The organism is Variovorax sp. GW821-FHT09D05 (genome assembly GCF_059416325.1).
In genome coordinates this window covers 275,160-298,358 of sequence record NZ_JBWKOZ010000011.1, presented here as the reverse complement: position 1 = coordinate 298,358, position 23,199 = coordinate 275,160, and the positions used below count along the sequence as shown (strand labels likewise).

General features: G+C 66.2%; 19 protein-coding genes. 7 read left to right on the top strand and 12 right to left on the bottom strand.

Features of this window, described 5'->3' with window-relative positions; translation table 11 throughout:
• Window positions 1-241: 241 nt before the first annotated feature.
• Entirely contained in the window at window positions 242-2,362 is a 2,121-nt protein-coding gene (locus AC07O3_RS28480; RefSeq protein ID WP_495340900.1) for an ATP-dependent helicase, read from the bottom strand.
• A gap of 227 nt (window positions 2,363-2,589) precedes the next feature.
• On the opposite strand from AC07O3_RS28480, the gene corA reads away from it, so the two are divergent.
• From corA to AC07O3_RS28465, 3 genes are all read left to right on the top strand, one after another.
• Window positions 2,590-3,576: a magnesium/cobalt transporter CorA gene (gene corA, locus AC07O3_RS28475; protein ID WP_093053979.1), complete on the top strand. Its 987-nt coding sequence runs from the start codon at window positions 2,590-2,592 to the stop codon at window positions 3,574-3,576.
• Between the two features lie 120 nt (window positions 3,577-3,696).
• A complete protein-coding gene (locus AC07O3_RS28470) occupies window positions 3,697-6,069 on the top strand; it encodes a phosphoketolase family protein (protein ID WP_495340892.1) in 2,373 nt (790 codons plus the stop codon).
• A 40-nt stretch (window positions 6,070-6,109) separates the two neighbouring features.
• Entirely contained in the window at window positions 6,110-6,862 is a 753-nt protein-coding gene (locus tag AC07O3_RS28465; RefSeq protein WP_093076942.1) for a YoaK family protein, read from the top strand.
• A 1-nt stretch (window position 6,863) separates the two neighbouring features.
• On the opposite strand, the gene AC07O3_RS28460 is transcribed toward AC07O3_RS28465, so the two are convergent.
• From AC07O3_RS28460 to AC07O3_RS28415, 10 genes are all read right to left on the bottom strand, one after another.
• The gene (locus AC07O3_RS28460) at window positions 6,864-7,634 is read right to left on the bottom strand and encodes a 5'-methylthioadenosine/adenosylhomocysteine nucleosidase (protein WP_495340891.1); all 771 of its coding nucleotides are present in this window, start codon (window positions 7,632-7,634) and stop codon (window positions 6,864-6,866) included.
• 3 nt (window positions 7,635-7,637) lie between these two features.
• Complete coding sequence (locus AC07O3_RS28455; protein WP_093076939.1) at window positions 7,638-9,269, bottom strand: ABC transporter substrate-binding protein; 1,632 nt, start codon at window positions 9,267-9,269, stop codon at window positions 7,638-7,640.
• A gap of 35 nt (window positions 9,270-9,304) precedes the next feature.
• On the bottom strand, window positions 9,305-10,342 hold the full coding sequence (locus tag AC07O3_RS28450) for a dipeptide ABC transporter ATP-binding protein (protein WP_495340890.1): 1,038 nt from the start codon (window positions 10,340-10,342) through the stop codon (window positions 9,305-9,307).
• Complete coding sequence (locus AC07O3_RS28445; RefSeq protein ID WP_495340889.1) at window positions 10,339-11,364, bottom strand: ABC transporter ATP-binding protein; 1,026 nt, start codon at window positions 11,362-11,364, stop codon at window positions 10,339-10,341. The genes AC07O3_RS28450 and AC07O3_RS28445 overlap by 4 nt, the downstream gene beginning before the upstream one ends.
• Before the next feature lie 17 nt (window positions 11,365-11,381).
• Window positions 11,382-12,287, bottom strand: a complete 906-nt coding sequence (locus AC07O3_RS28440) for an ABC transporter permease subunit (RefSeq protein ID WP_093053965.1) — start codon at window positions 12,285-12,287, stop codon at window positions 11,382-11,384.
• 4 nt (window positions 12,288-12,291) lie between these two features.
• Complete coding sequence (locus AC07O3_RS28435) at window positions 12,292-13,296, bottom strand: ABC transporter permease subunit (protein WP_093053963.1); 1,005 nt, start codon at window positions 13,294-13,296, stop codon at window positions 12,292-12,294.
• A gap of 63 nt (window positions 13,297-13,359) precedes the next feature.
• Window positions 13,360-15,039: a long-chain-fatty-acid--CoA ligase gene (locus AC07O3_RS28430; RefSeq protein ID WP_495340888.1), complete on the bottom strand. Its 1,680-nt coding sequence runs from the start codon at window positions 15,037-15,039 to the stop codon at window positions 13,360-13,362.
• 102 nt (window positions 15,040-15,141) lie between these two features.
• Window positions 15,142-16,566 carry an NAD(P)(+) transhydrogenase (Re/Si-specific) subunit beta gene (locus AC07O3_RS28425; protein ID WP_495340887.1) on the bottom strand — a complete coding sequence of 475 codons (1,425 nt, stop codon included), beginning with the start codon at window positions 16,564-16,566 and terminating at the stop codon, window positions 15,142-15,144.
• Entirely contained in the window at window positions 16,563-16,895 is a 333-nt protein-coding gene (locus AC07O3_RS28420) for an NAD(P) transhydrogenase subunit alpha part 2 (protein ID WP_093053957.1), read from the bottom strand. The genes AC07O3_RS28425 and AC07O3_RS28420 overlap by 4 nt, the downstream gene beginning before the upstream one ends.
• Before the next feature lie 20 nt (window positions 16,896-16,915).
• Complete coding sequence (locus AC07O3_RS28415; protein WP_093076932.1) at window positions 16,916-18,046, bottom strand: Re/Si-specific NAD(P)(+) transhydrogenase subunit alpha; 1,131 nt, start codon at window positions 18,044-18,046, stop codon at window positions 16,916-16,918.
• A 441-nt stretch (window positions 18,047-18,487) separates the two neighbouring features.
• Between AC07O3_RS28415 and AC07O3_RS28410 the strand changes: the two genes are divergently transcribed.
• From AC07O3_RS28410 to AC07O3_RS28400, 3 genes are all read left to right on the top strand, one after another.
• Window positions 18,488-19,201 carry a response regulator transcription factor gene (locus AC07O3_RS28410; RefSeq protein WP_093053953.1) on the top strand — a complete coding sequence of 238 codons (714 nt, stop codon included), beginning with the start codon at window positions 18,488-18,490 and terminating at the stop codon, window positions 19,199-19,201.
• A gap of 76 nt (window positions 19,202-19,277) precedes the next feature.
• The gene (locus tag AC07O3_RS28405; protein ID WP_093175266.1) at window positions 19,278-19,712 is read left to right on the top strand and encodes a DUF4019 domain-containing protein; all 435 of its coding nucleotides are present in this window, start codon (window positions 19,278-19,280) and stop codon (window positions 19,710-19,712) included.
• A 23-nt stretch (window positions 19,713-19,735) separates the two neighbouring features.
• The gene (locus AC07O3_RS28400; RefSeq protein WP_495340886.1) at window positions 19,736-20,224 is read left to right on the top strand and encodes an NUDIX hydrolase; all 489 of its coding nucleotides are present in this window, start codon (window positions 19,736-19,738) and stop codon (window positions 20,222-20,224) included.
• Between the two features lies 1 nt (window position 20,225).
• On the opposite strand, the gene mnmA is transcribed toward AC07O3_RS28400, so the two are convergent.
• Window positions 20,226-21,326: a tRNA 2-thiouridine(34) synthase MnmA gene (gene mnmA, locus AC07O3_RS28395; RefSeq protein ID WP_093076927.1), complete on the bottom strand. Its 1,101-nt coding sequence runs from the start codon at window positions 21,324-21,326 to the stop codon at window positions 20,226-20,228.
• A gap of 145 nt (window positions 21,327-21,471) precedes the next feature.
• On the opposite strand from mnmA, the gene AC07O3_RS28390 reads away from it, so the two are divergent.
• The gene (locus AC07O3_RS28390; RefSeq protein ID WP_495340885.1) at window positions 21,472-23,199 is read left to right on the top strand and encodes a long-chain-fatty-acid--CoA ligase; all 1,728 of its coding nucleotides are present in this window, start codon (window positions 21,472-21,474) and stop codon (window positions 23,197-23,199) included.

Here is a 23,199-nt window from a genome sequence, read left to right as displayed (position 1 = left end):
CGGGAGGAAGGGAAGAAGAGGAAAGAGGGGTGGGTCGATTCACTATGCCCAAGCTGTCACGGTATTGCAATACCTGAGTTGCCCGGGGTTTTGCGGCTTCGTGCGCAGCTTTTCACACGCTAGCGAATCAATAGCAGCTGGCGCTCGCGGGGCAGGCGATGCAGCGCTTCGAGAACAAATGTTTCAGCCCCGGTCCACGTGTGACCCTGCCACCGGAAGGGCCAGCAGCCCGCTCAGCGATTCAGCGCCAGGCCGCGCGCATCCGGTTGCGCAGGTCGATCACCGCGCTCGGCGGCGGCACGGCCGGCGGGCGTATCGGCGGAGGCGGCCAGGTCTGCTGCTCGAAGCCTTCGAGATCGGCATCGGCGATGAAGCGCGTGCGGTTGGCATACAAGTGCCGGTCGCCGCGCGCCGCTTGCTGCGTGATGTGGAAGCGCTGCGGTATCAGCAGGTGCAGGTGGTCGCGCGCCCGGGTCATTGCCACGTAAAGCAGCCGGCGCTCTTCTTCCAGCTCGTGCGCGCTCTGCGCCACGTCGGCCGGCAGGCAGCCGTCGACCACGTTGAGCACGTGCACCGAATTCCACTCCTGCCCCTTGGCCGAATGGATGGTCGAGAGGATCAGATAGTCCTCGTCGAGCAACGGCGGGCCCGGACGGTCACTGGTGGCTTCGGGCGGGTCGAGCGTGAGTTCGGTGAGGAAGCGTTCGCGCGAGGCATATCCGGCCGCGAGTCGCGCCAGTTGCTCCACGTCTGCGCGCCGCACGCCGGAAGTGTCTTCATACAGCCGCTCAAGGTGCGGCAGATACCAGTCCATCGCCAGCTCGACATCGGCCGGCCACTTCAGCGCGGGTGCGCGCAAGGCGGCGTAGGCCTCGGCAAAGTCGGCCCACTGCGCGCGTGCCGCGGAAGGCGGCACGAAGTCACGCACCGCCGCAGCGGGGTCGGCCGCCTGGTCCATTGCATCGAGCAGGCGCGCGCCCGTGACAGGGCCGATGCCCGGGATCAACTGCGTCACGCGAAAGCCCGCCATGCGCCCGCGCGGGTTCTGCGCAAAGCGCAGCACCGCGAGCAGGTCCTTCACGTGCGAAGCCTCGAGAAACTTGAGCCCGCCGAACTTCACGAACGGGATGTTGCGCCGCGCCAGTTCGAGTTCGAGTGCCGCGCTGTGCGTCGAAGTGCGAAACAGCACCGCCTGCGACTTCAGCGCGAGCCCGCCCTCGCGGTGCGCCAGCACCTTGTCGGCCACCCAGCGCGCCTGCCCCGCTTCGTCGGGCACGAGCACCAGCAGCGGCTTGCCGGCCGAGGGCTTGTCGGTCCACAGCGTCTTGGCATGCCGCTCGGCCGCATGCGCGATCACGCGGTTCGAGACATCGAGGATCGGCTGCGTCGAACGGTAGTTGCGCTCCAGCGTGACCACGCGCGCGGCCTGCGTGAACTGCGACGGAAAGTCGAGGATGTTGCGCACCGTCGCGCCGCGAAAGGAATAGATCGACTGCGCGTCATCACCCACCACTGTCACGCCGCGCCCGTCGGGCTTGATCGCGAGCAGGATCGAAGCCTGCAGCAGGTTGGTGTCCTGGTACTCGTCGACCAGCACGTGGTCGAAGCGCTCGCCGATGTTCGCAGCCAGCGCGGGCTCGGCGGCCATCTCGGCCCAGTAGAGCAGCAGGTCGTCGTAGTCGAGCACGTTCTGCCGTTGCTTGGCCTCTACGTAGGCGCCGAACAGCTTCTTCAGTTCGGCCTCCCATTCACCGCACCAGGGAAAGGCCTCCTTCAGCACATCGGCCAGCGGCGCGTGCGTGTTCACGCAGCGCGAGTAGATCGACAGGCAGGTGCCCTTGCGCGGAAAACGATTGACGGTGGAAGACAGGCCCTGCTCGTGACGCACCAGCCCCATCAGGTCTTCGGCATCGCCGCGGTCGTGGATGGTGAAGTTCTCGTCGAGCCCGATCTGCGGTGCGTACTCGCGCAGCAACCGCGCGCCGATGCCGTGGAAGGTGCCGGCCCACGGCAGCGCGGGCGGGGCTTCGGACTTCAGGCCGAGCACGCGTGCCAGCACCTGGCCTGCGCGGCGCTCCATCTCCTGCGCGGCACGGCGCGAGAAGGTCAGCAGCAGCAGGCGCTGCGGATCGACACCGCCGGCAATGAGGTGTGCGACACGGTGCGCCAGCGTGCTGGTCTTGCCCGAACCTGCGCCGGCGATCACGAGCAGTGGCCGCTCGTCACGCTCGGCAATGGCTGCTCCCACCCCATGTTCGACCGCCGCGCGCTGCGCGTCGTTGAGCGTGGCCAACGCGTCGGCCAGGCGCTCGGCCTGGGTCTTCGCGACAGCGGAAAAAACGGGGAGCGCAGCGGTCTGCATGGGCACGACTTTACTGTATGCCCGTCCAGTCCAGCCACCGTGCTGCCATGTGGCCGGTGACATAATCGCGCCTCGCTGCAACCGGAGATTCTTCCCAATGGAAACCGCCCCGTCTCGGCAGCTTTCAACTCCCTTTCACTGACGCGTTTTTCTTAGCGCACGTCGGGCCCGGGAATTGAAAGCGCCCCTCCCTCGCCCATCGTTCAGTCATTCCCGGGAGTGAGCCAATGCTCAACATCTTCACGCTCGCCAACGGCCGCCTCGTTCAGGAAGAAATCGAGGCGCTCGAGGAGCTCTCCAAGTTCCAGCCGATCTGGGTCGACCTCGAGTCGCCCACGCTCGAAGAAAAGCGCTGGATCAAGCAGTACTACGGCCTGTCCATTCCCGAAGACGCGATGGACGAGGACATCGAGGAGTCGGCCCGCTTCTACGAAGAAGACAACGGTGAGCTGCACATCCGCTCCGACTTCCTGATCGACGACGACGAAGACCCGCGCACCGTGCGCGTGGCCTTCATCCTCAACCAGCACAACACCGACCTGCGCAGCCGCGGCGTGCTGTTCTCGATCCACGACGAAGACGTGCCCGTGTTCCGCCTGCTGCGCATGCGCGCGCGTCGCGCACCGGGGCTGATCGAAGACGCCAAGGAAGTGATGCTCAAGCTCTTCGACGCCGACGCCGAATACTCGGCCGACACGCTGGAAAACATCTACGACGAGCTCGAAGTGGCCGGCAAGAAGGTGCTCTCGGGCAATGTCAGCGACGAGCTGGCCGGCGAAGTGCTCGGCGCCATCGCGCGGCAGGAAGACTTGAACGGCCGCATCCGCCGCAACGTGATGGACACGCGCCGCGCGGTCAGCTTCATGATGCGCAGCAAGATGCTCAACGCCGAGCAGTTCGAGGAAGCCCGGCAGATCCTGCGCGACATCGAGTCGCTCGACAACCACACGGCCTTTCTCTTCGACAAGATCAACTTCCTGATGGATGCGACCGTCGGTTTCATCAACATCAACCAGAACAAGACCATCAAGATCTTCTCGGTGGCCAGCGTCGCGCTGCTGCCGCCCACGCTGATCGCGAGCATCTACGGCATGAACTTCAAGTTCATGCCGGAGCTCGACTGGGCCATGGGCTATCCGTATGCCATCGTGCTGATGGCGGCGAGCGCGCTGGTGCCGATGTGGTACTTCCGCCGGCGCGGCTGGCTCAAGTAGCCTGAGCGGGGCGCGCCGGCGCGCGCAGCCTCACGGGCGCTTTCCTGACAGGGCGGTGCGCATGCGCGCCGCATGATGGTCCGATGGCCGGCGCCGCTTCGGTCCATCGGAGCCGTCCCCATGCCACATTCCCCCGCCCCTGCCATCCCCGCGCGCTTCGCGTTGCTCGACGCCTGGTGGCGCGCCGCCAACTACCTGTCCGCGGGACAGATCTACCTGATGAGCAACCCGCTGCTGCGGGAGCCGCTGGCCCTCGAGCACATCAAGCCGCGCCTGCTCGGGCACTGGGGAACCACGCCGGGGCTCAACTTCATCTACGCCCACATGAACCGCGCCATCAACGCGCGCGACCTCGATGCCATCTTCATCGCCGGCCCCGGCCACGGCGGGCCGGGCGTGGTGGCCAGCACCTACCTCGAAGGCACCTACACCGAGGTCTACCCGCACATCTCGCGCGACACCGAAGGCCTGAAGCGGCTGTTCACGCAGTTCTCGTTTCCGGGCGGCATCCCGAGCCATGTGTCGCCGGAAACGCCGGGGTCGATCCATGAGGGCGGCGAGCTCGGCTATTCGCTGCTGCATGCGTACGGCGCGGTGTTCGACAACCCCGAGCTGCTGGCCTGCTGCGTCATCGGCGACGGCGAGGCCGAAACCGGCGCGCTCGCGGCCAGCTGGCATTCCAACAAGTTCCTCAACCCCGCGCGCGACGGCGCGGTGCTGCCGATCCTGCATCTCAACGGCTACAAGATCGCCGGCCCAACCGTGCTCGCGCGAGTCGGCGACGAGCAGCTCACGCAGCTGATGCGCGGCCACGGCTACGAACCGCGCTTCGTGTCGGGCCACGACCCCGCGCTGATGCACGGCCTGATGGCGGACGCACTCGACGCTTCGCTCGATGCGATCCGTGCAATCCAGGTGGAGGCGCGCTCGGACGGCTTCGGACAGCGGCATCGCTGGCCGATGATCGTGCTGCGCTCGCCCAAGGGCTGGACCGGGCCGAAGACGGTGGACGGCGTGCGCATCGAAGGCACGCAGCGCGCGCACCAGGTGCCGCTGACCGGCTTCGCCGAGAAGCCCGCCCACATCGCGCTGCTGCAGGAATGGATGCAGAGCTATCGCCCCGAAGAACTGTTCGATGCCGACGGTGCCCTGCGCGCCGACATCGCTGCCCTCGCGCCTCGAGGCACGCGCCGCATGAGCGCCAACCCGCACACCAACGGTGGCCTGCTGCTCAAGAACCTCAAGCTGCCCGACTTCCGCGACTACGCCGTGGCGGTGCCGAAGCCAGGCGCCGTCGACGCCGAGGCCACGCGCGTCACCGGCGAGTTCCTGCGCGACGTGATGCGGCTCAACGCCGGCGAGCGCAACTTCCGGATCATGGGCCCGGACGAGACCACGTCGAACCGCCTGGGCGCGGTCTTCGAGGCGACCGACCGCATGTCGAGCGCCGAGATCCTGCCGGGCGACGACCACGTGGCACCCGACGGCCGCGTGATGGAAGTGCTCAGCGAACACCTCTGCCAAGGCTGGCTCGAAGGCTACCTGCTGACCGGACGGCACGGTTTCTTCTCGTGCTACGAGGCCTTCATCCACATCGTCGACTCCATGTTCAACCAGCATGCGAAGTGGCTGAAGGTGACGCGCAACATCCCCTGGCGGCGCCCCGTCGCGTCGCTGAACTACCTGCTGACCAGCCATGTCTGGCGCCAGGACCACAACGGCTTCAGCCACCAGGACCCGGGCTTCATCGACCACGTCGTCAACAAGAAGGCCGAGGTCGTGCGGGTCTACCTGCCGCCCGACGCCAACACGCTGCTGTCGGTGACGGACCATTGCCTGCGCAGCCGCAACTACGTCAACGTGATCGTGGCGGGCAAGCAGCCCGAGGCGCAGTGGCTCGACATCGCCGCGGCCGAGCGCCACTGCAGCGTGGGCCTGGGCATCTGGGACTGGGCCAGCAACGACAACGGCGTGGCGCCCGACGTGGTGATGGCCTGCGCCGGCGACGTGCCCACGCTGGAGACCATGGCGGCGGTGGACCTCCTGCGGACCCTGCTGCCGGACCTCAAGGTGCGGGTGGTGAACGTGGTCGACCTGATGGCGCTCGAATCACCCTCGGGGCATCCGCACGGCCTGCCCGATGCGGTCTTCGACTCGATCTTCAGCACCGACGCACCGGTAATCTTCGCCTTTCACGGCTATCCCGCCCTGATCCATCGGCTGACCTACAAGCGGCGCAATCACGGCAACTTTCATGTGCACGGCTACCTGGAAGAAGGCACGACCACCACGCCCTTCGACATGACGGTGCTGAACCGGCTCGACCGCTTCCACCTCGCGGCCGATGCCATCGATCGCGTGCCCCGCATCCGCGACACGGCGGGCCACGTGCAGCAGCACCTGCGCGACCGGCTGCTCGAGCACCGGGCCTACATCACCCGGCACGGGCAGGACATGCCCGAGATCGCCGACTGGCGCTGGGTGCGACACTGAGCGCTTGCGGGGCCGACGGACGACGCCCCGGGAGACCACCGTGCGCAGACTTCGTTTCCTCACCAACCGCCATCGAGCGCCGTCTACCAACACCGCGCTCGGCCTGCTGCTGGCCTTCAATGCCGGGGCCGTCAACGCGGGCGGATTCCTTGTGCTGCACATGTACACCTCGCACATGACCGGCTTCGCGTCGCAGCTCGCGGACGGCATGGTGCTGGGCAACGCCACGCTGCTGCTGAACGCGCTGGGCGCGATCCTGGCGTTCCTGAGCGGCGCCGCAGTATGCGCGGTGCTTGTGAACTGGGCGCGGCAGCACCGGCTGCACGGCGTCTATGCGCTGCCTCTGCTGCTGGAAGCCGCGCTGATGTTTCCGTTCGGACTCGCGGGAGCCATCACGCTGACCTGGCCAACGCCGTTCGCGGTACCGCTCACGGTGCTGCTGCTGTCGTTCATCATGGGCCTGCAGAACGCCGTGGCGTCGAAGACCTCGGGCGGCAGCACGCGCACCACCCACATGACCGGCAACATCACCGACATGGGGATCGAGCTGGGCAAGATGCTCTACTGGAACCGGCGCATGCCGTCGACACCCCTGCCGGTGCGCCACGACCGCAGCAGGTTGCGCCGCTGCGGCGGGCTGGTCGGCATGTTCGTGCTTGGGGGAACGGTGGGCGCGCTCGGCTTCAAGCACGTGGGGTTCGTCTGCGTCGTGCCGCTGGCCGCCCTGCTGCTGGTGCTGTCGATCCCGCCCCTGCTTCGCGACCTTCCGCATTGGCGGCGGGCCACGCCTTAGCTCAGGCCCTTTTCGCGTCCCGACCGGCCAGCCACGCGTTCACGAGCGCGAGGCTGTAGCGGCTCGCGACCTCGGCCACGAACCGTGCGAAGTCGCCATGCGCCTCATCGTCCGCGCGATCGGAGATCGTCCGCATGGCCGCGAAAGGCACGCCGTAGTCATGGCACACCTGCGCCACCGCGGCGCCTTCCATCTCGACCGCGAGTGCGTCGGGCAAGCTGAGGCGCAGCGCTTCGCTTTCGGCGGCGGTCGAGACGAAGCGATCTCCACTCACCAGCAGGCCGCGATGCACCTTGGGCGACTGGAGGCCGAACTCGTCGACCGCCTCTTGCCCCACCAGGGCCACCGGATCACGCAGCGTCACTTCGGCCACACCCGCCAATGCGTCGCTGATCGCCGCATCGGCCGTGAAGCGCGAAAGGCCCAGCAAGGGCACTTCGTATTTCGGAAAGATGGGCGAGGCATCGAGGTCGTGCTGCAGCAACTGCGTGGCAACGACCACGTCGCCGACATTCACGCCCGGCGCGAGTCCGCCCGCGACACCGGTGAAGACGATGGCCCCGACGGCAAATCGCTCGAGCAGCATCGTGGCCGTCACCGCCGCCGCGACCTTGCCGATGCGCGACAGCACCGCGACCACAGGCTGGCCATGCAGATGGCCGACCCAGAAGTCGCGCCCGGCGATGCGCACGCGCTGCTCGTCGGGCATCTGCGCGAGGAGCGCACTCAGCTCCTCGTGCATTGCCGCGACGATGGCGATGGGCGCAGCCACCTGTTACTTGATGTCCACGCCGTAGAAGGTGTGGCGGCCGAAGGGGCTGAGCTTGAAGTCGACCACTTCCTTGCGTACCGGCTTCAGCTGCACCGCATGCGCGATCGTGAACCACGGCGCCTGCTCCTTGAAGATCAGCTGGGCCTTCTTGTAGAGCGCGTCGCGGTCGGCCTGCTTGGTCGTGCTCTTGGCCTTCACCACGAGGTCTTCATACGGCTGGTAGCAGAACTTCGAAATGTTGCTGCCGCTGGCCGACTTGGCCGAGGCGCAGCCCAGCAGCGTGTACATGAAGTTGTCCGGGTCGCCGTTGTCGCCGGTCCAGCCCAGCATGCCCATCTGGTGCTCGCCAGCCTGCAGGCGCTTGCGGTACTCGCCCCACTCGAAGCTCTTGATCTCGGCCTTGACGTTGATCTTGGCGAGGTCTGCCTGCATCAGCTCGGCAATGCGCTTGGCGTTCGGGTTGTACGGGCGCTGCACCGGCATGGCCCACAGGTCGGTCGAGAAGCCGTCGGGGAAGCCGGCCTGCGCCAGCAGCTTCTTGGCGGCTTCGGGATCGTACGGGTCGTCCTTCACGGCATCGTTGTAGGACCACATGGTCGGCGGAATCGGGTTCTTCGCGGCCACGCCGGTCGAGAGGTACACGCCGTCGATGATCGCCTTCTTGTTGATCGCCATGTTGATGGCCTTGCGCACGCGCACGTCGTCGAAGGGCTTCTTCGTGGTGTTGTACGAGAGGTAGCCGACGTTCAGGCCGGGCTGCTCCAGAAGCTGCACGTTCGGGTCCTTGCGGATCGCGTCGAGGTCGGCCGGGTTCGGGTAGGGCATGACGTGGCATTCGCCCTTTTGCAGCTTGGCCCAGCGCACCGAGGCATCGGGCGTGATGGCGAACACGAGGTCGTCGATCTTCGCCTTGCCGCCCCAGTACTGCGGGAAGGCCTTGAAGCGGATGATCGCGTCCTTCTGGTACTGCACGAGGTAGAAGGGGCCGGTGCCGATCGGGTCCTGGTCGACCTTCTCGGGCGTGCCGGCCTTCAGCATGGCAATGGCGTATTCCTTCGACTGGATGCCCGCGTACTGCATGGCCAGGTTCGCGAGGAACGGCGCCTCGGGCTGGTTGAGCACGATCTTCACCGTGTAGTCGTCGATGCGGTCCACCGTCTTCAGCAGCTTGGGCATGCCCATGTCGTTGAAGTAGGAGTGATTCTGGCTCGTGACCTTGAAGAAGGGATCGCTCTCCTTCCACTGGCGCTCGAGCATGAAGATGAAGTCGTCGGCGTTGAAGTCGCGCGTGGGCTTGAAGCTCTTGCTCGTGGTGTGCCACTTCACGCCCTTGCGCAGGTGGAAGGTGTAGACCGTGCCGTCGGCGGAGATGTCCCACTTCTCGGCCAGGCCCGGCACGACCTTTGTGCCGCCGCGCTCGAACTCGACGATGGTGTTGTAGACCTGCGTGGTCACGTCGAACGAGGTGCCGGTGGTGTTCATCCCCGGGTAGAAGTTCTCGGGGCTGCCTTCCGAGCAATACACCAGCGTCTTGGCAGACACTGCGCCACAGGCCAGGGTAAGGGCCGCAAGCGCTGTCGGTGCCAGGAGCGCCAGGCTTCGTGAGCGGCGCGAAACGGTGGGCTGGGTCTTCATGTGGACTCCTTGAGACACGGTTGAAAAAGCGAACGTTAAGGGTTCGTCGCCATCGCGATGGCGGCGGAGGGAACATCGGCGCGCACGAGCGGCGCACCGTCGAGAAACTTCTCGGAGAAGTGGCAGGCCACCAGCCGCTCGTCGAGCATGCGCAGCAGCGGCCGCTCTTCGTGGCAGCGCGGCGCCACGTGCGGGCAGCGCGTGCTGAACACGCAGCCCGAAGGCGGATTCAGCGGCGACGGCAGCTCGCCCTTGAGCACGATGCGCTGGCTGCTGAGGCCCGGCGTCGAGGCCAGCAGCGCCTGCGTGTACGGATGCAGCGGCCGCGCGAAGATGCGCGACTTGGGGCCCTGCTCCACCGCGTGGCCGAGGTACATCACGAGCACGTCGTGCGCGATGTGCCGCACCACGCCGAGGTCGTGCGAGATGAAGAGATACGCCAAGCCCAGTTCGGCCTGCAGGTCGGCCAGCAGGTTCAGCACCTGCGCCTGGATCGACACGTCGAGCGCCGACACCGGCTCGTCGGCCACCAGCAGGCGCGGGCTCAGCATCAGCGCGCGTGCAATCGCGATGCGCTGGCGCTGGCCGCCCGAGAACATGTGCGGATAGCGGTTGGCGTACTCGGGCCGCAGGCCCACGCGCGCGAGCATGTCGCGGGCCTTGGCGGCGCGCTCCGACTTGCCCATGGTGGTGTTGATGGCCAGAGGATCTTCGAGCACCGTCGAGATCTTCTTGCGCGGATTGAGCGAGCCGTACGGGTTCTGGAACACCAGCTGCACGGCCTGCCTCAACTCGCGCTTGCGCTCTGGCGGCGGGTTCACCGCATCGGCGCCGATCAGCGTGAGCTGGCCTGCCGTGGGCTTCTCGATCAGCGCGACCATGCGCGCCAGGGTCGACTTGCCGCAGCCCGATTCGCCGACCACGGCCAGCGTGCGCCCGCGCTCGATGCGGAACGAGATGTCGCCCACCGCGCGCAGATGCGACGGCGCGCGGAACAGACCGCGGCGGATGTCGTAGGTGCGCTGGAGGTTGTTCGCCTCGACAACCACTTCAGTCGATGTGCTCTCGCTCATGACAGCACCTCGGCCGCTTGCTGCTTCGGCGGATCGCTCTCTATGGCCGCCTTGCGCTCCGGCTCGCCGAGCGGAAAGTGGCAGCGCACCTCGGCGCTCTGCCACTCGCGCAGCGCGGGCCGCACCTGGCAGGCACGCTCGGTGACGTAGCTGCAACGCGGCGCGAACAGGCAGCCTGAGGGCCTGTCGTGCACGCCGGGCACCACGCCGCTGATGGTGGCGAGCCGACCCTCGGGCGCGGCGCGCTCGGGCAGCGCAGCAAGCAGCGCCTCGGTGTACGGATGCTGCGGCGACGCGAAGAGCCGGTCGACGCGCTGGTGCTCCATCACCTGCCCCGCGTACATCACGGCAATGCGCTGCGCCATTTCGCTGACCACGCCCATGTTGTGCGTGATGAGCACCAGCGCCATGCCGCGCTCCTTCTGCAGGTCGCGCAGCAGGTCGAGGATCTGCGCCTGGATGGTCACGTCGAGCGCGGTGGTCGGCTCGTCGGCGATCAGCAGGCGCGGGTTGCAGGCGATGGCCATGGCGATCATCACGCGCTGGTTCATGCCGCCCGAGAGCTGGTGCGGATAGCTGCCCAGGCGCGACGACGCGGCCGGGATGCCCACCTGCTCGAGCAGCTCGGTCGCGCGCTTCTTCGCCTCGCGCTTGTCGAGCTTCAGGTGCAGTCGCAGCGTCTCCATCAGCTGGAAGCCGATGGTGAAGCAGGGGTTGAGGCTGGTGGTCGGCTCCTGGAAGATCATCGCGACCTCCTTGCCGACCAGCGCACGGCGCGCCTTGTCGGAAATGCCGAGCAGTTCCTTGCCCGCAAAGCGCATGTGGTCCGCGCGCACGCGGCCCGGAAAGCCGACAAGGCCCATCAGCGCCATCATCGTGACGCTCTTGCCCGAGCCCGATTCGCCGACGATGCCTAGCACCTCGCCTTCTTCGAGCGTGAGACTCACGCCGTCGACCGCATGCAGCACGCCGCCCTGGGTGGGGAACTCGACGTGCAAATTCTTTATTTCAAGCAAAGGCATCTTTTCTTTCCTTTGCTTCAGCGCTTGAGCTTCGGGTCGAGTGCATCACGCAGACCGTCGCCCAGAAGATTGAAAGCCAGCACCGCCGCGAGGATCGCCATGCCCGGGAAGGTGACGACCCACCACGCGCGCAGTACGAACTCCCGCGCATCGGCCAGCATGGTTCCCCACTCGGGCGAAGGCGGCTGCGCGCCGAGCCCGAGGAAGCCGAGCGCCGCCGCATCGAGGATCGCGGTCGAGATACCGAGCGAGGCCTGCACGATCAGCGGCGCGGCGCAGTTGGGCAGCACCTCGCTGAACATCAGGCGCAGCGTGCCGGCGCCGCTCACGCGCGCGGCGGTCACGTAGTCGCGCGAGACCTCGGCGATGACGGCGGCGCGCGTGATGCGCACATAGTGCGGCAGCACCACGATAGCCACCGCGAGCATCGCGTTGACCAGCCCCGGCCCGAGGATCGCGACGATCACGATGGCCAGCAGCAGGCTCGGCAGCGTGAGCACGATGTCCATCAGCCGCATGATCGCGATCTCGAGCACGCCGCGGAAGAAGCCCGCGATCAGCCCGAGCACCACGCCCACGACCACCGACAGCGCCACCACCGCGACACCGATCGACAGCGACAGCCGCGCGCCGTACATCAGCCGCGAAAGAATGTCGCGCCCGATCGCGTCGGTGCCCAGCAGGTAGCTGACGGAGCCGCCCTGCTGCCACGCCGGCGGCTGCAGGAAGACGGCGCTGTTGGTTTCGTTCGGCGCGTGCGGTGCGATCCACGGCGCGAACAGCGCAACCAGCAGCAGGAAGACGATGGTGGCGAGCCCGATGACCGCGCCGCGGTTGGCCGAGAACGCCGTCCAGAACTCGCGCCACGGACCGGGAGGGGCGGTGCTTTTCGCACCTGTGGAAATGGTTTGTGTCGAGGCCATGAGCTCAGCGCCGGATGCGGGGATTGATGACGCCGTAAGCCACGTCGACGAGCAGGTTGACCAGCATCACGATGCCGCCGAGCAGCAGCATGCCGCCCTGCAGCACCGGATAGTCGCGTCGGCCGATGGCCTCGATGAGCCACTTTCCGACGCCGGGCCAGGAGAAGATGGTCTCGGTGAGGATCGCGCCCGTGAAGAGCACGCCCACCTGCAGCCCGATGACGGTCACGACCGGGATCAACGCATTGCGCAGCGCATGCAGCCCCACCACGCGAAAGCGCGACAGGCCCTTGGCGCGCGCGGTGCGGATGTAGTCCTCGCCCAGCACTTCGAGCATGGCCGAGCGCGTCATGCGCGCAATGACCGCAAGCGGCACCGTGCCGAGCACGATGGCCGGCAAGATGAGGTGATGCAGCGCCGACCAGAAGGCATCGACGTCGCCGGCACGCAGCGAGTCGATCAGCAGGAAGCCGGTGTCGGGCTCGATGTAGTACTGCACCGCGATGCGCCCCGACACGGGCGTCCATCCGAGCTGTACCGAGAAGAACAGGATGAGCAGCAGTCCCCACCAGAAGATCGGCATCGAATAGCCGGTGAGCGACGTGGCCATCACGCCGTGGTCGAAGATGGAATTGCGCCGCACCGCCGCGAGAATGCCGGCCGGCAACCCCAGCAGCAGCGCGAAAAGAATGGCGCAGACCGCAAGCTCGACAGTGGCCGGGAAGAGCGCAAGGAACTCGCTCATCACCGTGTCCTGCGTGATGAGCGACTTGCCGAGGTCGCCGTGCAGCACGCGGCCGATGTAGATGCCGTACTGCACGATCACCGGCTTGTCGAAGCCGTAGGCGGTGCGCAGTTCGGCATGGCGCGCGGGGTCGATCCCGCGCTCGCCGGCCATGGTTTCAATGGGGTCTCCCGGCACGAGCCGGATGAGGAAGAAGGCGAGCAGTGTCATGCCGATGAAGGTCGGCACCAGCAGGCTCACACGGGTCAGTAGGAATCGAAACATCGACCCGCGAATATGCAAGATCGATGCCGTGGCCCTACCCGGGCCGAACCCTTACTTCAGCGCTTACTTCTTGGCGTCGCGCAGCTCGCGGCGAAGGATCTTGCCGACCGGCGTCTTCGGCATGTCGCTACGAAACTCTACGATTCGCGGCTGCTTGTAACCCGTAAGGTTTGCTCTGCAGTATTCGCGCACCTGCGCCTCGGAGAGCGAAGGGTCTTTCTTCACGATCACGAGCTTCACGGCCTCGCCGGTCTTGTCGTCGGACACGCCGACCGCCGCGCATTCGAGCACGCCCGGAATCAGTGCAACCACGTCTTCGATCTCGTTCGGGTACACGTTGAAGCCCGACACCAGGATCATGTCCTTCTTGCGGTCGACCACCTTGAAGTAGCCGCGCTCGTCGACCACGCCGATGTCTCCGCTCTTGAAGTAGCCGTCGGGCGTCATGACCTTGGCGGTCTCGTCGGGGCGCTGCCAGTAGCCGGCCATCACCTGCGGGCCCTTGATGGCGATTTCGCCGCGCTCGCCGGTCGGCACTTCGTTGCCGTCGTCGTCGAGCAGCTTGAGCCAGGTGCTCGGCAGCGGCAGGCCGATGGTGCCGGTGTAGGCGGTGCTGTTGGTCGGGTTGCAGGTGGTTGACGGCGAGGTTTCCGACAGGCCGTAGCCTTCGCAGATCGGGCAGCCGGTTTTCTCGAGCCAGAGCTTCGCGACCGCGGCCTGCACCGCCATGCCGCCGCCGACCGAGACCTTGAGGTTCTTCCAGTTGACGGTGTTGAAGTCGGGGTGGTTCGCCAGCCCGTTGAACAGCGTGTTGACGGCAGGGAAGCTGTGAATGGTGTGCTTCGACAGTTCCTTCAGCACGCCGGGAATGTCGCGCGGATTCGGAATCAGGATCAGCTTGCCGCCCGTGCGCATGTTCAGCATCATGCCGACCGTGAACGCGAAGATGTGATACAGCGGCAGCGCGCACACGCTGGTGGGCTGCTCGTTGGCCGGCACCTTGTTCATGACCGGCTCGTTCCAGGCCTCGGACTGCAGCACGTTGGCGATCACGTTGCGATGCAGCAGCACCGCGCCCTTCGACACGCCGGTGGTGCCGCCGGTGTACTGCAGCACCGCCACGTCGTCGGGGCCGATGGCCACGGGCTTGAGCGATGCGCTCGCGCCCTTGTCGAGCGCGTCGTTGAAGCGCACCGCGCCCGGCAGGTTGAACTGGGGCACCCTCTTCTTGACGTTGCGCACCACGTAGTTGACGAGCGCGCCCTTCAGGAAGCCGAGGCGGTCCCCCATGGAGGCCAGCACGATGTGCTTGACCGGCGTGGCCCCGATGCATTGCTGCAGCGTGGTGCCGAAGTTCTCCATGATGATGATCGCCTTCGCGCCGGAGTCCTTGAGCTGGTGCTCGAGTTCGCGCGGCGTGTACAGCGGGTTCACGTTAACCAGGATCAGCCCGGCGCGCAGGATGCCCGCAACCGAGATCGGGTACTGCGGGCAGTTGGGCATCATGACCGCCACGCGGTCGCCCTTGGCTAGGCCCAGGCCCTGCAGGTAGCCCGCGAAGGCCTTGCTCTGCCTGTCGGTTTCCGCGTAGCTGATGTCCTTGCCCATGAAGCTGTAGGCCGTGCGGTCGGCGTACTTCGTGAAGCTCTCTTCCATGAGCGCGACCAGCGAGGGGTACTGCGAGGCATCGATATCGGCGGGCACACCCTGCGGGTAGCTGCTGAGCCAGGGACGATCGGTCATTGGATTTGTCTCCTCCGGGAAGTCGGACTTGTTGAAAACGAAAACGGCGCTCGAAGTGGCGCCGCGAAGAACTCGCCCGCCGTGCGGGCAGGGACCTTCGGCCTATTCGATGGCCTTGCCCATATCTTCCACTACTTTTTTAGCATCGCCAAAGACCATCATGGTCTTGTCCATGTAGAAGAGCTCGTTGTCCAGCCCGGCATAACCGGCGGCCATGGAGCGCTTGTTCACGATGACGGTCTTGGCCTTGTAGGCCTCCAGGATCGGCATGCCGTAGATCGGGCTGCCCTTGGTGTGCGCGGCGGGGTTCACCACGTCGTTGGCGCCCAGGATGATCGCCACGTCAGCCTGGCCGAACTCGCCGTTGATGTCTTCCATCTCGAACACCTGGTCGTAGGGCACTTCGGCCTCCGCCAGCAGCACGTTCATGTGGCCAGGCATGCGGCCCGCCACCGGGTGGATCGCGTACTTCACGGTGATGCCCTTCTCGGTGAGCTTGGCCGCGAGTTCCTTCACCGCATGCTGCGCGCGCGCGACTGCAAGGCCGTAGCCCGGCACGATCACCACCGTCTCGGCATTGCCGAGCACGAAGGCCGCGTCGTCGGCGCTGCCGGTCTTCACCGGGCGCTGCTCCTTGGCCGCGCCGCCGGCGGTGGCCGCCTCGCCGCCGAAGCCGCCCAGGATCACGTTGAAGAACGAGCGGTTCATGGCCTTGCACATGATGTAGCTCAGGATCGCACCCGAGGAGCCCACCAGCGAACCGGCCACGATCAGCATCGCGTTGTTCAGGCTGAAGCCGATGCCCGCGGCCGCCCAGCCCGAGTAGCTGTTGAGCATCGACACCACCACCGGCATGTCGGCGCCGCCGATCGGGATGATGATGAGCACGCCCATCACGAAGGCCAGCGCCAGCATCGCGAAGAAGGCCGGCCAGCTTTCGGTGAAGACGAACACCAGGCCCAGGCCGATGGTGGCCAGGCCCAGCACAAGGTTCAGCATGTGCTGGCCCCCGAACTGCACCGGCGCGCCCTGGAACAGGCGGAACTTGTACTTGCCCGAGAGCTTGCCGAAGGCGATGACCGAGCCGCTGAAAGTAACGGCGCCGATGGCCGCGCCCAGGAACAGCTCGAGCCGGTTGCCGCTCGGAATCGGGTCGCCCTTGATCGCGATGCCGAAGGCATGCGGCTCGGCCACTGCGGCGACCGCGATGAACACCGCGGCCAGGCCGATCATGCTGTGCATGAAGGCGACCAGCTCGGGCATCTTGGTCATCTCGACCTTGTTGGCCATGTAGGCGCCGAGGCCGCCGCCGAGCACCAGCGCGACCAGCACGTAGCTCAGCCCGTTGAGGTTGCCGCTGGCGAGCTTGTAGATCAGCGCGCCGGTGGTCAGCACGGCGATCGCCATGCCGGTCATGCCGAAGATGTTGCCGCGGATCGAGGTGGTCGGATGGCTCAGGCCCTTGAGGGCCTGGATGAAGCAGATGCTGGCAACGAGGTACAGCAGCGTGACGAGGTTCATGCTCACTTGGCGGCTCCCTCTTCAGCCTTCGGTGCGACGGCCTTCTTTTCTTTCTTCTTGAACATCTCCAGCATCCGCCGCGTGACGAGGAAGCCGCCGAAGACGTTCACCGCGGCCAGCGCCACGGCCAGCACGCCCATGGTCTTGCCCAGCGGCGTGTCGGTGAGCGCGGCCGCCAGCATGGCGCCCACGATCACGATGGCCGAGATGGCGTTGGTCACGGCCATCAGCGGCGTGTGCAGCGCGGGCGTGACGGTCCACACGACGTGGTAGCCGACGTAGATGGCCAGCACGAAGATGATCAGGTTGATGACTGTGTGCGAAACGATGTCCATGTTCTTCTCCTCGGCGGGCGTTATTTCTTCGTGACCTGGCCGTCTTGCGTGACGCGGCAGGCGGCGACGATGTCGTCCTCGAGGTCGATCTTCAGCGCGCCCTCCTTGGTGACGATGAGCTTGAGAAAGTCGAGCACGTTGCGCGCGTAGAGCGCCGAGGCATCGGCCGCCACGAGCGCCGCGAGGTTGGTTTCGCCGACGATGGTCACGCCGTGCTTCACCACCGTCCTGTCGGCTTCCGACAGCGGGCAGTTGCCGCCCACGCCGCCCGCGCCCTTGCCGGCGGCGATGTCGACGATGACGGAACCCGGCTTCATCGACTTGACCATGTCCTCGGTGATGAGGGTCGGCGCGGCACGGCCCGGAATGAGGGCAGTGCTGATGACGACGTCGGCCAGCGCCACGCGCTTGGCGACTTCGACCTGCTGGCGCGCGAGCCAGCTCGGGGGCATCGGCTTGGCATAGCCGCCGACGCCGACCGCGGCTTCTTTTTCTTCGTCGGTGTCGTACGAGACTTCGATGAACTTGCCGCCGAGCGATTCGATCTGCTCCTTGACGCTGGGGCGCACGTCGGACGCCTCGATAACGGCACCCAGGCGCTTGGCCGTGGCAATGGCCTGCAGGCCCGCCACGCCGACGCCGAGGATGACGACGCGCGCGGCCTTCACCGTGCCGGCCGCCGTCATGAGCATCGGGAAGAAGCGCTGGTACTTGTCGGCCGCGATCATCACGGCCTTGTAGCCGGCGATGTTGGCCTGCGACGAGAGCACGTCCATGCTCTGGGCGCGGGTGGTACGCGGTGCGGCTTCGAGCGCGAAGCCGACGACGCCTGCAGCCGCCAAGCGCTGCAGGCCGGCCGCGTCGAAGGGATTGAGCATGCCGATGACCACGGCGCCGGACTTCAGCAGCGCGGTTTCGGCATCGGTGGGCGTGCGCACCTTGAGCACCATGTCGGCGGAGAAGGCCCCGGCCTGGTCGGTGATCTCGGCGCCTGCGGCTTGGTACGCGGCATCGGTGACGCTGGCTGCAACGCCGGCCCCCGACTGCACCCGTATGGAGTGCCCTGAAGCGACCAGTTTTTTCACCGTCTCAGGTGTAACAGCCACGCGGGTTTCGCCAGCCAGTGTCTCGGCGGGCACGCCTATCAGCATAGAGATCTCCTCAGAGCAAGGGGGCACAGGGAATGCGGGCAGAGCTTACAGCAAGATTACAGCCGCCCGCCGTCGCCAAAACGCTCTGTGGTTTTGACCCCAAAGTGCCGATGAATGCTGTCGGCATCGCTATTCAATTGATAGCAAATTCGGGTATTCGATAGCCGCCTCGCGAAGACCGCGGCACGTGCCCAACCTCGCGCCGGCCGAACTCCAGGCGGTTTGTCCAGCGAGAAGTTGTCGATGGCCACCCATAACGCCTTCCACTCAGGATCTCGATTTGTATTCAACTGCCGTTAACTTCGTTAACAAGTGAACTGAAAACCTCGATTTGCGTGCATTAGTTGCAATTCAAAAACTTTACGTTAGTCGCAGATAGATACACTTCAGCCCAATCGCCAGTTCACAGAGACTGACGAAGGGGAGGAAGAAGGGGATGGAATGCGAATCGCGGTACTCAATGACGGTGTAGATCAATTCAAGCGAATCAATCGAACCATGGCGGCACTCGAGCACGAGTGCCATCCCTACACGGAAGGAAAAGCGCTGTTGCAGGCAATGCGCCGGCAGACCTTCGACCTGCTGATACTCGACTGGAACCTGTCCGATATGGAGGGCCCGGACGTGGTGAGGTCCATCCGTCACGAACTCAACAGCCGGCTTCCCATTCTTTTCGTGACCGACAAGCGTGACGAGGCGGACATGGTCGAAGGCCTCAACGCGGGCGCGGACGACTTCATGGTCAAGCCCACCCGTGCCGGCGAACTCGAAGCGCGTGTGAACGCGCTGCTGCGCCGGTCCTACCCGGCCCAGCACGAGATGGAACTGGTCTTCGGCCCTTACCACTTCTATCCGCCCTCGCGCGTTCTGAAGGTTCGCGGCGTGCAGGTCGAGCTGAAGAACCGGGAGTACGAGCTCGCGCTGTTCCTGTTCCAGAACGTCGGGCGACTGCTTTCGCGGGAGCACCTGCACGAGGCCGTCTGGGGCCTTGGCATCGAGGCGCTGTCGCGCTCGCTCGACACCCATGTCTCGCGCCTGCGAACCAAGCTCGACCTGCGCCCCGCAAACGGCTTCCTGCTGCTGGCCATCTACGGCCTGGGCTACCGGCTGGAAACAATCGAAGCCGATGCCCTGTCCAGCATCAGCGCGCGCTGAGTCGGGAATCTCCGGCACGCTACAGTCTCCAACGGCACCCCGCCGTCATGTGCTTGCGCCACAAGGAATGAGACGAATGAATTCGATGATCCGGTTGCTGCTCGCCGCCACGTTGTTCTGGAGCTGGTTCAGCCCGGCCGCTGCGCAGGAGGTCGAAGCCAGCGACATGGTGCGCGGCGGCATGCTGGCGATCCAGATGATCGACCAGGGCAAGGCCGGCGAACTGTGGGACGGCGCCACCCCGGCCACCCGCAAGCGCGTGACGCGCGCCGACTTCACCGGCCAGGTCGCCAGGAGCCGCGCCCCAATTGGCGCACCGCAGATGCGCACCTGGGTGGCAGTCAATCGCCAGGTCGTGGCCGACGCGGACAGCGAGACGGCCGGCCAGTACGTCAGCGTCGAATACGAGACCCGCTTCGCGAACAAGCCCGACGGCACGCTGCGCGAGCTCGTGAGCTTTCACCTCGACAGCGACCGCGTCTGGCGCTTCAGCGGCTACGTGCTGAAATAAGCGCCCAAAACACGGTAAATCCCATGGCAGGCCCGCGCTGGAAACCCAACGTCACCGTGGCTGCGGTAATCGAGCGCGACGGGCGCTTCCTGCTGGTCGAGGAGCAGACCAGCGACGGCCTGCGGCTCAACACGCCCGCAGGGCATCTCGACCCCGGCGAATCCCCGACCGAGGGCTGCGCGCGCGAAACCCTCGAAGAAACAGCCCATCATTTCACGCCAACAGCGCTCATCGGCGTCTATATGGCGCGTTCCCGGCCGCTGGCCGAGCGCGGCGAAGACACCACCTATATGCGCTTCGCCTTCACAGGCATCCTGGGTGCATTCGAAGAAGGCCGACCGCTCGACGAAGGCATCGTGCGCACCATCTGGATGACGGCGGACGAAATCCGCGCCAGCGTGGCGCGGCATCGCAGCCCGCTGCTGTTGCAGTGCATCGAAGACCATCTGGCCGGCAAGCGCCACCCGCTGGACCTGATCCACGTCGACGAATCGGTGCGGTCGGCGCCCTGAATCAGACGATGACGCCGCCGCCAAGGCAGCGTTCGCCGTCATAGAGCACGGCCGACTGCCCCGGCGTCACAGCCCACTGCGGCTCGCCGAAGCGCAAGCCGAACGCAGCGGCATCACCAGCATCCATCTCGCAAGCCGCATCGGCCTGCCGGTAGCGCGCCTTCGAGCCGTAGCCGCCCGGCACCGGCGCCTCGCCGGAGACCCAGCTCGCATCGTCCGCCTTCAGCACCGACGACAGCAGCCACGGATGGTCGTGCCCCTGCACCACCCACAGCGTGTTCTTCTCGACGTCCTTGCGCGCCACGAACCACGGCGAGTGGTCGCCCGAGCCGCGCTGCGCGCCCTTCTCCTTCACACCACCAATGCCCAGCCCCTGCCGCTGCCCCAGCGTGTAGAAGCTCAGCCCCTGGTGCTCGCCCAGCTTGCGGCCGCGGTCGTCCTTGATCGGGCCCGGCTCCTTGGAGATGTAGCGGTTGAGGAAATCGCGGAACGGCCGCTCGCCGATGAAGCAGATGCCGGTCGAGTCCTTCTTCTTCGCGTTGGGCAGGCCGATTTCCTCGGCGATGCGGCGCACCTCGGTCTTGTGCAGCTCGCCCACCGGGAACAGCGTCTTCGACAGCTGCGCCTGGTTCAGGCGGTGCAGGAAGTAGCTCTGGTCTTTCGAGGGATCGAGCCCCTTCAGCAGTTCGTGCTTGCCGGTGGCCTCGTTCAGGCGCACGCGCGCGTAGTGCCCGGTGGCGATCTTCTCAGCGCCCAGCCGCATGGCGTGGTCGAGAAAAGCCTTGAACTTGATCTCGGCGTTGCACAGCACATCGGGGTTCGGCGTGCGGCCGGCCTTGTATTCGCGCAGGAACTCGGCGAACACGCGGTCCTTGTAGTCGGCCGCGAAGTTGACGTGCTCGATCTCGATGCCCAGCACGTCGGCCACGCTGGCGGCGTCCACGAAGTCGATGTTCGACGAGCAGTATTCGCTGTCGTCGTCGTCTTCCCAGTTCTTCATGAAGATGCCGACCACCTCGTGCCCCTGCTGCTTGAGCAGGTGCGCCGTGACCGCGGAGTCCACTCCGCCGCTCAGTCCCACCACGATCCGTTGCTTTGCCATAAGCCCGCCATTGTCCCAGCCCGGCGGTAGGGGCTTCCCGTGTGTGGGAAATCGGGAAAACCCCTGTCGCCGGCTTGTCAGCTACCGCCCCACGATGCGAAAGGCCGGCGCTAAAGTGCCGCAAAGCACAGCGGAGACAAGACGCATGGCCACCCCCTCCCCCGCCGCCCTTTCCGGCGACAACACCCCCTGGACACGCGCCTACCCGCCCGGCATGCGCTGGGACGCCGAACTGCCCGTGAAGCCGGTGCAGCAGATGCTCGACGAGGCCGTCGAGCGCTGGCCCGACCACTCCGCCGTCGAGTTCATGGGCCAGGCCATCACCTACCGCCAGCTCGGCGCCGCGGTCGACCGTGCCGCCAAGGGCCTGCAAGACCTGGGCGTGAAGCCCGGCGTGCACGTCGGCCTCTACCTGCCCAACACGCCTCACTACCCGATCGCCTTCTTCGCCGTGCTCAAGGCCGGCGGCACGGTGGTGAACTACTCGCCGCTCGACGCCGAGCGCGTGCTGGCCCACAAGATCGAGGACAGCCGCACCGACATCCTCATCACGCTGGACCTCGTCAACCTGTACCCGCAGATGGCGCGTCTGCTCGACAACTCGCGCCTGCAAAAGCTGGTGGTCGGCAGCCTCGGCGACTACGGCGCGATAGGCGGCAAAGTGCAGGCCCAGTTGCAGGGCGCAGGCCAGATCGCTCCCGTGCCCGCCGACGACCGGCATGTGCGCTTCACCGAGCTGCTGAAAAGCGAAGGCACGCACAAGACCCACCCGATTGGCGACCTCGCCGAAGAAATCGTGGTGCTGCAGTACACCGGCGGCACCACCGGCCTGCCCAAGGGCGCGATGCTCACGCACGCCAACCTCACGTCGGCCTCGGCGCAGTACTACGAGTCGACCAAGGGCGACCCGCCCATCCTGGCCGAAGGGGCAGAACGCTTCCTGGTCGTGCTGCCGCTCTTTCACATCTTCGCGCTCAGCGCCGCGATGCTGCTCGGCGTGCGCCTGGGCGCGGCGCTGGTGCTGCACACGCGCTTCGATGTCGACGCGGTGATGAACGAGCTCGCGGCCAGCAAGATCAGCGTGTTCCCCGGCGTGCCGACGATGTACACCGCGATCCTCGCGCACCCCAAGGCCAAGGAGATGGACCTGCGCTCGCTCAAGTTCTGCGGCTCTGGCGGCGCGCCGCTGCCGGTGGAGGTGGAGCAGCGCTTCTTCGAGCTCACCGGCTGCCACCTCAACGAAGGCTGGGGCATGACCGAGACCTCGCCCGTGGGCACCTTCACGCCCGCGCGCGGCGTGCGCAAGGCGGGCTCGTGCGGCATGCCGCTGCCGCAGGTGCGCATCAAGCTCGTGAGCCTTGACGATCCGGCGAAGGACGTCACCGCGTTCGGCGAGCCTGGCGAGCTGTGCATCAAGGGCCCGAACGTGATGAAGGGCTACTGGAACAACCCGAAGGCAACCGCCGAGTCGATGACGGCCGACGGCTATTTCCGCAGCGGCGACGTCGCGAAGATGGACGCCGACGGCTACTTCTACATCGTCGACCGCACCAAGGACATGCTGCTGTGCGGCGGCTACAACGTCTACCCGCGCGTGCTGGAAGAGGCGGTGTACGAGCACCCCTCGGTGGCCGAGGTCTGCGTCATCGGCATCCCCGACGAGTACCGCGGCCAGTCGCCCAAGGCCTTCGTGAAGCTGAAGGAAGGCGCGAGCGAACTGACGCTCGATGCGCTCAAGGCCTTCCTGAAGGACCGCCTGGGCAAGCACGAGATGATCGGCGCGCTGGAGATCCGGCCGGAGCTGCCCAAGACCGCCGTGGGCAAGCTCTCGAAGAAGGACCTCGTGGACGAGGAAGCCCGCAAGCGGGCCTGA